This is a genomic window from Mesorhizobium sp. BAC0120, from assembly GCF_033542235.1.
Lineage (GTDB): Bacteria > Pseudomonadota > Alphaproteobacteria > Rhizobiales > Rhizobiaceae > JAWRCU01.
In genome coordinates, this window is sequence record NZ_JAWRCU010000006.1 from 387798 (window position 1) to 395781 (window position 7984).

A 7984-nucleotide genomic window follows, 5' to 3' on the forward strand; every position below is an offset into this window, starting at 1 on the left:
GGGAGAAGTGCCCGGCAGGGCGATGAGGGGCGGCGCCAACGATCAAACATTGTCTCCTCTGGCATTGCGACGCTCGCCCCGCATCCAAACTTTCCAGCAATAGCGCCCCAGCGCGCGCAGGTTTGGCATCTTGTAGATGGGCCCGAGTTCGTGCAGCGGCGGCTCCGGATCGGGCAGGCGACGATGGGCGATGAAGTGCTCGACGACCCCACACAGCGCTTCATCGGCGGCTGCAAACAGGTTCTTGCGGTTCAACCCGATATAGCCGGCCGTAACCACGTCGCCGCGCGCCAGAACCTCTCCGCCGTCGAGCGTGCTGGTCAGGCGCTGCACGATGTAGCCGGATCGAGGTGCGCCCTCGACGATCTCCCAAAACCCCGGCGGCCCACCGCGGAAGGCGCGATTGTCGCCGTGATGGATCGAGATAATCCCGTGACGCGCCGCCGTCAGCATCGCACCCCGATAGATGCCGCGGCCGCCGAGCCGGATGATCAGATCGATATCCGCCGCCTTGATCCTGGCGATCTCCTCGTCGGAGAAATCCTTGAAGTGCCCTTTGAAGCGGCATGCCAGCAGCATCACCTGCCCGGGATCAAACGGAGGCTGGCGCTGGCCGGCCAACAGGCACTCCGCATTCAGGAGCAGCCTCCAGGCCGCTCGCGCCGGCAGGTCACGCAACCGGCGCCTGTAGCGATTGGTCGGGCGCTCGATGAGGAAGAGCATCTCAGCGCCGGAAGCAGCAATGGCCGAACGTGTCGATGCCCAGGAAAAGACGGCGCAGCCTTCTTCGGCCAGTATTCCGATGCGAGGCAAATCCGGATTCATGACCCGCCACGGACCAGCATCCGGGCCCCGCAGGGCCTTCTGGTTTTTGGTTGGCGCTGCGGTGATTTGCAGAACCTCTTGGCGCGCATCACTCCGCCGAGCCGGTGCGGATCACGAGTAGCCGGTCTGCCCCGGATTCGGGCAGCCAGACCTCTCCCTTGCGGCCGTTGATCTGGCGGACATCGGCGTTTTCCGTGGAGTTGGGATAGGCGGTGAACTTTCCGGTCTTCGGGTCGAAGGCGTACACGGCATCGGCGCCGAAATCTGAGAGCCAGACAATGTCGCGCTCGTCGACGTAGACCGCATAGGCACGAGGAGCATCGCCGGGCAATCGCCAGCTCTTCCAGCTTCCGTCATGGGGGTCGTAAACTGAGACCTGTCCCGAGTTCCACTCGGAGATCCAGAGCCGTCCCCGACTGTCCGACCACACGCGGCGCGCTCCCTGGTCGGGGGTCGAAGGCTCGATCACGCGTGCCTCTCCGCTCTTGCGGTCGATCTTGGCGAGATAGCTGCCGGCGAGCGACACGAAGTAGATGTCTCCACCGGGAGTTGCGGTGATCCCGTAAGGTCCGGGTCCCTTCGGGGCCTGGAAGGTCTTCACCTCGCCCTTCGCCGGGTCGAGCCTTCCGTAGATTCCGCCCTGCCCGGTAAACTAGAGAATGCCGTCTCGGTCGAAAGCCGCGGTGTTGAGATCGGCGTCTCTGGCGTCCTGAGGGAGCGGCCAGGTCTTGATTGCCTCGCTCTTCGGATCGAAGCGCACGATGGCGTTGAGCCCGCCATCGGTGATCCAGGCCGCACCGTCCGGACCCTGAATGACGCCGTGCGGGCTGGAGCCCTCGCCGAGCGGCACCTGGCGAAGCTTGCTCGTCGCGGGGTCGAGAATGCCCAGCGCCCCCTGCGCCTGGGCCGTGTACCAGATATGTCCGTCAGGTGCCGGCGCGACGTCATGGGGGTGCGCGCCCCGCGGCACGTCGTAGACCTGGCGCTCCGCAGCTTCGGCCGCGAAAGCGAGAAGGCAGGCGGCGATTGCGATGAGAGGCAAGAGGCGGCGCATGAGGGATCTCCATGCTGCGCCATCTAGATAGGGCGGGACGAGTTGGAGTGGAGTCGTTCGTCCTGCTCCAGCGCTTCGCCTTTCCTCGTGAATTGAACGATCTGGTAGTCAATCAGTTCGTCGAGGCTCTCGATAGCGGACTGGTGCTAGGAGCACCGTCGTATCATCGGTTCAAGCCAGGAAATCCGCTCTCTTCGGCGTGAACGTGTCGACCAGCCGGCCGGCCTCCAGCGCCTTCACGCCGTGGACCAGGTTGGACGGCACGATGAAGGCGCCGCCGGCAGCTATCGTCTGAACCCTGCCGTCGATCGTCACCTCGAACAGGCCCTCGAGCACATAGCTCGCCTGTACATGCGGGTGCGAATGCAGGGCACCGACTGCGCCTTTTTCGAAGGCGAATTCGACCATCATCAGCTCGCCGGTGTGGAGCACGACGCGGCGACGGTTGCCGTCAGGGGTCGTCGTCCATTCGCCCTCACCGGCAAGTGCGAAAAGCTTCGTTTCAGTCATCTCGGTTCCTCATCTTGCGAGCCAGCCGCCATCCACGGGAATAGTCGCGCCATGCATGTAGCGGGAGGCAGGCGCGAGCAGGAAGACGGCGGCATCGCCAATGTCGCCCGGCTCACCCCAGCGGCCGGCGGGGATGCGGGAGAGGATGGAGGCGCTGCGCTCCTCGTCTTGTCGTAGCGCGGTAGTGTTGTTGGTGACGATGTAGCCCGGCGCAATCGCGTTGACGTTGATGCCCTTCGCCGCCCACTCGCAGGCAAGCAGGCGTGTGAGGCCGAGCACGCCGTGCTTCGAGGCGGTGTAGGAGGCGACCCGGATTCCACCCTGGAAGCTCAGCACCGAGGCGATGTTGACGATCCGGCAAGGCCGGCCGGCAGCGACCACGTGCCGCGCGAAGGCCTGGCTGAGAAAGAAGGTGGTCTTGAGATTGAGGTCCACCACCTCATCCCAGTCGGTCTCGGGGAAATCGACGGCATCGGCGCGACGGATGATGCCGGCATTGTTGACGAGGCCGTCGATCGGCCCGCCGGATATCCAGGCCGCGTCCAGCATCTCCTGCGCCGCCTTGTGATCGGCGAGGTCGCACATCACTGGACTGAACGCAGCGCCGCCAGCGGCGGCCTCGACCTGATTCGCCGTCTCGTCCATAGAAGAGCGGCCTACCGCGACGATCGCAGCACCGGCGCGCGCAGCGGCAACTGCAATTCCCTGGCCGATGCCTGTGTTGGCGCCGGTAACCAGAATGCGCTTGCCCGCAAGGCTGAATGCGGAAAGATCGCTCAAAGCAGCTGCTCCATGGCGAAAGGTTCACGCCGATATAGTCGACATTCCATGCAGATGCGATCTTGACTATCTGGGCGTGCAACGACTGGAGTGCACGGCGACTTTGCCAGCGCTTCGACTTGCAAAGTCTTCCAACGCGGCTGCGTCCGCTGAGAGACCGTAGATGTCAGACGTGAGCACATATTCCCCAGCAAAAGCGACAAGCCCGCGCACCAATTGGGCGGGAAACCTCATCTACGGTGCCGAGCGCTTTCTGGTGCCAAGCACGGTCGAGGAAGCGCAACTGGCAGTGAGGACCGCGGACAAGGTGCGCGTCGTCGGCTCGCGCCATTGCTTCAACGACATCGCCGACACGACGGGTGTCCAGCTTTCGCTGGAACGACTCAATCGCGTGCTCTTCCTGGACAGGACGAGGCGCCAGGTGACCGTCGAGGGCGGCATCCGCTACGGCGAGATAGGGCCAAATCTGCACGAACATGGATATGCGCTTCACAATACCGCCTCCCTGCCGCACATCTCGATCGCCGGCGCCTGCGCGACCGCAACGCATGGTTCGGGAGCGCAGGGCAACCTTGCCGTCGCGGTCGCGGCAATAGAGTTCATCGACGGCAAGGGCGACCTCGTCAGGCTGTCACGTGAGCCGGACGGCGACAGTTTCGCCGGCGCGGTGGTCAATCTCGGGGCGCTCGGCGTCGTGACCAGGCTGACGCTCGACCTGCAGCCAACCTTCCATATCCGCCAGGATGTCTTTTGCGGGTTGCCGTGGGCGGCGCTGGAAAACCGTTTCGACGAGATCATGTCGAGCGGCTACAGCGTCAGCGTGTTCACGGCTTGGCAGGCCGACGCGGTCGAGCAGGTTTGGACCAAGAGCGCCGTGGCGCCGGACGGGACGTTCGCGGCCAGGGATTCTCTTTTCGGCGCGCAGCCGGCGACTGTGAAGCTGCATCCAATCGCTGGACTGGATGCGGTCAATTGTACGGAGCAGATGGGGATTGTCGGCCCGGCTTATGATCGGCTTCCGCATTTCCGGATGGGATTCACTCCGGCAAGCGGCGACGAGCTCCAGGTCGAGTATTTCGTGCCGAGGGAAAATGCCGTCGCAGCGATCCGGACGCTGAAAAAGCATGGCGATTGGCTCGCGCCTCTGCTGCTCATGAGTGAAATACGGACGATCGCGGCCGACGATCTATGGATGAGCCCCTGCTATCAGGCGCCATGCGTGGCATTCCATTTCTCCTTCAAGCAGGATTGGCCGGCGCTGAAGGTGCTATTGCCGGCTCTTGAAGAGGCGCTTGCACCACTTCAACCACGCCCGCACTGGGGAAAGATGTTCACGATGGCGCCGGAGAAAATACGGGCTCACTATCCGAGACTGGCGGATTTTCGAAGGCTGCTCCAAAAGCACGATCCGCAGGGCAAATTCCGCAACGCGTTTGTCGAGCGCAACATTTTCTGAGGGCATCGATGTCCAAGGCGACGCGCGCCACGAAAATGCTGGAGCAGGCAGGCATTGCCTTCACTGTCCACGCCTATGACTATGACCCCGACGCCGAGAGCATCGGCCTCCAGGCTGCCGAAGCACTGGGCGAGCCGCCGGAGCGCCTGCTCAAGACGCTGATGGCGCGGGTCGACGGCAAGCCGGTCTGCGTGATCGTGCCTTCCGACCGCGAGGTGTCGATGAAGAAACTCGCGGCCGCATTCGATGGAAAGTCGGCCGAGATGATGAAGCCCGCCGATGCCGAGCGGCTTTCCGGCTACAAGGTCGGCGGCATCAGCCCGTTCGGACAGATGCGCAAGGTTCCGACGGCGATCGAGGTCCAGGCGCTCGCGCAGGACGAGGTCTACATCAATGGCGGCCAACGCGGACTGCAGGTGCGGCTGAAGCCGCAGGACGTCGTCGCCCTGCTTGATGCCGTTGTGGCGCCGGTGGTCGCGTGAGGCCCGCGGTGTTGCGCAGCAAGCGTCATGCCGAACTCAACGCTTAAGAGGCGGGCCGACGAATTCGAGATCGTAGCGCGCAGCAATGCGAGCAACCTCGGAGATGTCCTGAGGTATTCGGTAGTTTCCCGCGGCCATCTCAAGGAAAAAGGCCTCGCTACCGCCGGGCGTGAGAATGGTGACCCAGCGGGCCGGATTGGGACCGATCACATGGAAGGTGTGCGGCTTTCCGCGCGGCGCGAAGACGACGTCGCCAGGCCCGACCGTGCGGGTCTCCCCATCCAGCCAGAAGATCGCCTCTCCCGACAGGATGTAGAAAGTTTCGTCCTCGCGCTGGTGGACGTGGCGCGGCGGCCCGGAATCAGGCGCGGCAACCGCCTCGAAGACCCCCATCTGCCCGCCGCTCATGTCGGCGGTCAAAAGGACCTTGTAGGTCGAGGCCTGCCAGGACACGGTCTCACCCGGAGAAACGGTCACGTGCTTGTTCATCGCAGATATCCCCATTGTTGAGCCGATCGTCTGATCGGCTGTCGATGGGCCGCCGGCCGGTGGCGTGCCGCGACTATTGCCATTATCGTGGGCTCGGCGGAAATTGCTTTGTGGAATAGCTACTATCACGGGGATGAATTTCCAAAATCTCGATCTCAATCTGCTCAGGGTTCTCGACGCGATGCTGCGCGAGCGCAGCACCACGCGCGTGAGCGAGCGCCTGCGGCTGAGCCAGCCGGCGGTCAGCGCAGGGCTCAGTCGGCTGCGCCGGTCCCTCGGAGACCCGCTGTTCGTGCGGCAGGGCAACGCCATGGTGCCTACGGCATACGCCGAAAGCCTCGCAGCACCTCTCAGGCGCGTGCTCGACGACCTCGAGGCATCGCTCAGGGGACCGGACGATTTCGACCCCAAGACGTCGCGGCGCGTCTTCAAAGTATTCGCGACCGACTACTACTCGGAATTGCTCATCCCCAGGCTGATCGACACGATCGCCCATGTCGCGCCTCTGATGCGGTTTCAGCTCGTCTACGGCCCGCAAGAAATTCTCTTTCGGGAGATCGGAGAGGGCATCGTCGACATGGGGATTTATCCGACCCTCTCCGGCCCCGATTGGGTCATCCAGACCGCGGCGATCCACTCTTCCTTCCTGGCGGTCGCAGCACGCCAGCACCCGCGGTTCCAGCGGGCCGGACTTCGGCCTGGTGACGTCGTCCCGCTCGACCTGCTTTGCGACGTCCCGCATGTGCTGTTCTCGCCGCAAGGCAACCTGCAGGGAATGGAAGATGCCGCCCTTGCCAAGCTCGGCCGCAGCCGGCACGTGGCGCTTACCGTGCCGACCTTCTACGGCGTCGCCCGCGCCATCGCGCAGAGCGGACTGATCGGGGTCCTGCCCTCGCGGTTTGCAACCTCTCTTGCGAGCCGACTTGGCATCGCCTGCTATCGGCTGCCGCACGACCTGCCGCTCGCGAGGCAGTTCCTCTACTGGCACCGCCGCAACACCGCCTCAGCCGAGCATCGCTGGATGCGCGAACAGATCCTTTCGACGCTCGAGCCCCTCGATGAAGTGAAGCATCCGCTCAGCGAGGAAGAGCTCCGAGGCGCCTGAGCAGGATCGTCGAACGGCGATGTTACTGAATGATTTCAGGCAAGCGGAAGTCTGGTTGCAGTTGCGAAAGCGGGACTTGCAGCAACTAAAGCCTTCTGCTCTCAGGTTGACGCCTGCAATGAACTATTTTGACCGTTGGCGCTGCCCCTTGTATCTGCGCGGAAAGGTTTCTGTGCGATGGAAGCGACTGAGCCTCGAACCGGATGGCCATCCGGTTCGAGGCTTGGCGAAGTCGCCCGACGCCCCTTCGGCTACAACCGTCGATGAGCATGGGATCTTCGCCTTCGTCACGTACGACCGAATAGTCGCTTGGCTCCAATCGCACGCACAAGGCAGGTTATCGTGAACAACAGCATCTGTGGAGTGGATGTTTCGAAAGAGTGGCTCGACGCGCATGTCGAGCCGAGCGGGGCGGCGAGCCGCTTCCGCAACGACGCGGCAGGCATCGCCGATCTCGCCGGCTTCTGTCGGGCCGCGGGCGTCGAGCTCGTCGTCATGGAGGCGTCGGGCAGCTATGAGCGACTGCCGTTTCTGCTGCTGTGGGAAGCGGGCCAGCCCTGCGCCATCGTCAACGCACGCAATGTGCGCCACTTCGCCGAGGCGATGGGCTTCCCGGAGAAGACCGACAGAATCGATGCCACCATGATCGCCCGCTTCGGCGCGACCAAGAAGGTCAAGCCGACCCCGCCGCCGAGCGCGGCGCAGATGCGGCTCAAGGCGCTGGTCGTCCGGCTTTCCCAGGTGAGCGGCGATCTCACCGTCAACAAGCAGCGCAGGTGCGCGGCTGGCGACGCCGAGACCGTGGCCAGCCTCGACGAGGTTATCGCGCTCTTGAAGCGCCAGCAGCGTCGGCTCGAGGGCGAGATCGCCTCGCTGATCGACGACGATCCGCTGTGGGCACGCCTCGACCAGGCCTTCCGCTCGCTCAAGGGCGTTGCCGACCGCACCGTGGCACGGCTGATGGCGGAGCTGCCCGAGATCGGCATCCTCTCCAACAAGGCCATCGCCAAGCTGGCAGGCCTGGCGCCGATCGCCAACGACAGCGGCAAGCGCAGCGGCCGCCGACCGGTGCGCGGCGGGCGCACGGGACCACGCGCGGTGCTGTTCGTGGTCGCCCGGACCGTCGCCCGCTACGATCCGCACATGGCGGCCTTCTATCAGCGGTTGCAGGCGGCAGGCAAAGAGAAGATGGTCATCCGCATCGCGCTCGCCCGCAAGCTGCTCGTCATCCTCAATGCAAAAGCACGCGATGCGCGCATCGAGTTCGCTAATGCAACTTGACA

General features: G+C 64.1%; 10 protein-coding genes. 4 read left to right on the forward strand and 6 right to left on the reverse strand.

Features of this window, described 5'->3' with window-relative positions:
• Window positions 1–42 precede the first annotated feature (42 nt).
• The 5 genes from SAZ10_RS17065 to kduD form a co-directional block, all read right to left on the reverse strand.
• On the reverse strand, window positions 43–825 hold the full coding sequence (locus SAZ10_RS17065) for a hypothetical protein (protein ID WP_318610510.1): 783 nt from the start codon (window positions 823–825) through the stop codon (window positions 43–45).
• A gap of 88 nt (window positions 826–913) precedes the next feature.
• Window positions 914–1426: a hypothetical protein gene (locus SAZ10_RS17070; RefSeq protein ID WP_318610512.1), complete on the reverse strand. Its 513-nt coding sequence runs from the start codon at window positions 1424–1426 to the stop codon at window positions 914–916.
• Between the two features lie 51 nt (window positions 1427–1477).
• On the reverse strand, window positions 1478–1879 hold the full coding sequence (locus SAZ10_RS17075) for a hypothetical protein (RefSeq protein ID WP_318610513.1): 402 nt from the start codon (window positions 1877–1879) through the stop codon (window positions 1478–1480).
• 171 nt (window positions 1880–2050) lie between these two features.
• The gene (locus SAZ10_RS17080) at window positions 2051–2389 is read right to left on the reverse strand and encodes a cupin domain-containing protein (protein WP_318610514.1); all 339 of its coding nucleotides are present in this window, start codon (window positions 2387–2389) and stop codon (window positions 2051–2053) included.
• Window positions 2390–2398: 9 nt separating this feature from the next.
• Window positions 2399–3169, reverse strand: a complete 771-nt coding sequence (gene kduD / locus SAZ10_RS17085) for a 2-dehydro-3-deoxy-D-gluconate 5-dehydrogenase KduD (protein ID WP_318610515.1) — start codon at window positions 3167–3169, stop codon at window positions 2399–2401.
• A gap of 163 nt (window positions 3170–3332) precedes the next feature.
• Between kduD and SAZ10_RS17090 the strand changes: the two genes are divergently transcribed.
• Window positions 3333–4625, forward strand: a complete 1293-nt coding sequence (locus SAZ10_RS17090; RefSeq protein WP_318610516.1) for an FAD-binding protein — start codon at window positions 3333–3335, stop codon at window positions 4623–4625.
• A gap of 8 nt (window positions 4626–4633) precedes the next feature.
• Window positions 4634–5107, forward strand: coding sequence for a Cys-tRNA(Pro) deacylase (gene ybaK, locus SAZ10_RS17095; RefSeq protein ID WP_318610518.1), 474 nt, complete (start codon window positions 4634–4636; stop codon window positions 5105–5107).
• A 36-nt stretch (window positions 5108–5143) separates the two neighbouring features.
• Here ybaK and SAZ10_RS17100 read toward each other — a convergent pair whose 3' ends face one another.
• The gene (locus SAZ10_RS17100) at window positions 5144–5596 is read right to left on the reverse strand and encodes a quercetin 2,3-dioxygenase (RefSeq protein WP_318610520.1); all 453 of its coding nucleotides are present in this window, start codon (window positions 5594–5596) and stop codon (window positions 5144–5146) included.
• A 133-nt stretch (window positions 5597–5729) separates the two neighbouring features.
• Between SAZ10_RS17100 and SAZ10_RS17105 the strand changes: the two genes are divergently transcribed.
• Complete coding sequence (locus tag SAZ10_RS17105; RefSeq protein WP_318610521.1) at window positions 5730–6701, forward strand: LysR family transcriptional regulator; 972 nt, start codon at window positions 5730–5732, stop codon at window positions 6699–6701.
• A gap of 342 nt (window positions 6702–7043) precedes the next feature.
• Window positions 7044–7982, forward strand: a complete 939-nt coding sequence (locus tag SAZ10_RS17110; protein ID WP_318610522.1) for an IS110 family transposase — start codon at window positions 7044–7046, stop codon at window positions 7980–7982.
• The last annotated feature ends 2 nt before the right edge of the window (window positions 7983–7984 follow it).